The sequence below is a fragment of the Bartonella sp. AC10YNML genome (genome assembly GCF_042196825.1).
Lineage (GTDB): Bacteria > Pseudomonadota > Alphaproteobacteria > Rhizobiales > Rhizobiaceae > Bartonella.
On the sequence record NZ_JBHIRA010000078.1, the window covers coordinates 1 to 662 of the forward strand.

Consider the following 662-nt stretch of genomic DNA (forward strand, 5'->3'; position numbering starts at 1 on the left):
ATGCTAAAAGCTTCTAAATCTTGTTCACCAATCCCTGCTTGGCTAGCACTGGTCATCAATTCTAAGACTTCACGAGCAGCCAAAGGGATTTTTGTAGAGGTTTCAAGCGCAAAACGGCGCAATTCCTTTAAGCGATTAAGGGGGGCATCCAGAACCTTTTCCAAGCCCTTCATCGATTGATCAAATTGCATGGCTTTATAAAGGGGGGCAATTAAGGTTTTGGTTTGCGCAATCGCCCCCACCATACGCCCCCGCGCTTGGATAAAAGCATTTTCTGCATTCTTTGTCGCATCCTCAAGATGCTCCGAGTCAAACCTCCCTTTAAAATGCTTTCGTGTCTGGCTTTGGAAATGCGCAACATCGGCACTTAAGGCTTTTAAGTCTCGCTTAGCAGAAGCTATCCCCTCTTGCAGATGATTGACAAAACGCACAACAAGGGAAACATCCATGATCGTCTCTTATCCTAACTGATGGCTTTCATATTCTTGAGCTTTCAGGCGTGCTAATTCGCTGCGATAGGCAATCACATCCAGCCAATCCATCTGATTAATTTCTGAAGGCGCCCAGTGATAATAAAGGGCTAGTTCTGCCCCAAATTGTCTGGCAGAGAGGATTGGCGTTGCGTAAAAAAAGCAAAAAAAGCCTTCAATATTGCGACAATA

General features: G+C 45.0%; 2 protein-coding genes. Both read right to left on the bottom strand.

Annotated elements, in window-relative coordinates; genetic code table 11:
- Window positions 1-449: phage tail tape measure protein (locus tag ACFINA_RS09720; protein WP_375615533.1), on the bottom strand; the 449-nt coding region annotated here is incomplete at its 3' end.
- A 9-nt stretch (window positions 450-458) separates the two neighbouring features.
- Window positions 459-662, bottom strand: a 204-nt coding sequence (locus ACFINA_RS09725) for a hypothetical protein (RefSeq protein ID WP_375615534.1), incomplete at its 5' end; no start/stop codon positions are given.